Source organism: Streptosporangium sp. G11 (genome assembly GCF_051192615.1).
Taxonomy (GTDB): domain Bacteria; phylum Actinomycetota; class Actinomycetes; order Streptosporangiales; family Streptosporangiaceae; genus Streptosporangium.
The window spans coordinates 1-1,485 of sequence record NZ_JBPJUQ010000281.1 but is presented as its reverse complement, the minus strand read 5'-3'; the positions used below and the strand labels follow the sequence as shown (position 1 = coordinate 1,485).

The 1,485-nt window shown below is 67.3% G+C and carries 1 protein-coding gene; it reads right to left on the bottom strand.

Annotated features, from left to right (window positions below; genetic code table 11):
- Nucleotides 1-279: 279 nt before the first annotated feature.
- On the bottom strand, nt 280-1,485 hold a 1,206-nt coding region (locus ACSDR0_RS50540), incomplete at its 5' end, for a fumarylacetoacetate hydrolase family protein (RefSeq protein ID WP_435296122.1).

The following is a 1,485-nucleotide window of genomic DNA, read 5'->3' as shown; positions in this document are numbered from 1 at the left end:
CTGAGAAGTATGATAATAAATCTACATTGTAAAGGCGCTGGCTCAAAGTTCAAGATCATTTACAATGGACTAAAGACTCATCAACTACAGGCACAGGGCCGCCCTTCCCTGGAGTAGAAGAGTGGTGGCCGTGGTTGGCCCCTTGGCCGCAGGCGGCTCCGTTGACCATGATGACCTTGTCGCGGAGGCGGCCCATCATTGTCCTTCCTGGTATGGAGAAAGCCCCGTCGCCGCGATGCCGGGAAGCGGGGCTTCGGGAGTGGCAGCTGGAGGCGCTGGTCAGGGGCGGTCGCGAGGGCGCTTGCGTGCGGGTGGGATCGGTAGGGGTGCGGTGCCGGGGACGATGGTGTTGGAAACGGTGCCGATGCCTTCGACGGTGAGGGTGACGGTGTCGCCGGGTTTCAGCGCCGGAGGGTTCTGAGTGCCGTGCAGGCCCCACAGTTCGGCGAGGCAGCCGCCGTTGCCGCAGGTTCCGGAGCCGAGTACGTCGCCGGGGCGGATCAAGGCGCCGCGGGAGGCGTAGGCGATGAGTTCCTCGAACGGCCAGGCCATGTTGGACAGCAGGTCCCGGCCGACTTCGACCCCGTTGATCTCAGCTGTCAGGGCGAGGCGCAGGAAGCCGTCGGTGGTGCGGTAGGGCTCCAGTTTGTCGGCGGTGACCAGCCATGGGCCGAGGGTGGTGGCGGCGTCCTTGCCCTTGGCCGGGCCGAGGCCGACTTGCATTTCCCGGGACTGCAGGTCGCGTACGGACCAGTCGTTGAAGATCGTGTAGCCGAAGATGTGGTCGCGTGCCTGCTCGGGGGAGAGGTCGCGGCCCTCGCGGCCGATGACGGCGGCCACTTCGAGTTCGAAGTCCAGGGCGTGGCAGCCGGGCGGCACGGGCACGTCGTCATGGGCTCCGATCATCGCGTGCGGGTTGGCGAAGTAGAAGGCCGGTGCGTCGTACCAGGCGTCGGGGACACCCGCGGTGCCGTTCACGCTGCGGCGGACGCCCTCGACGTGTTCTTCGAAGGCGACGAAGTCGCGGACCGAGGGGGGTTCGATCGGCGGGAGCAGTCGTACCTCGGCCAAGGGCAGGGCCGCTTCGCCATCGGGGATGTAGCCGGTGCGGACGATGTCGAGGAGGTTGGTTCCTCGGGGGAAGGGCAGGACGGAGTCTTTGTCGACGATGCCGCTGCGGCGCAGGCCCTGGTGGGTGCCGGACGGCGCGAACGGCAGCATCGCGGCCAGCTCATCCTTCAGCGCCTCGGCCTCGGCCGGTACGTCCTCAGCCGACAGCGGCGGCACCACCAGATGCTCGTCCTCATCCAGCCGGACCATCCCAGTGTCATCCGGTGCGGCGCCGGCCAGGGTCTTCTCCAACTCCTGCAGGGCAGCGTGCAGTTCCTCCTTGCTCTGCTCCAGCGCTTGGGCCGCGTTCGGCGGCTTGCTCACCAGGCGGCAGTACTCGGCGCGCCGGGGCGCCCACTGCTCGGGCGTGTACAG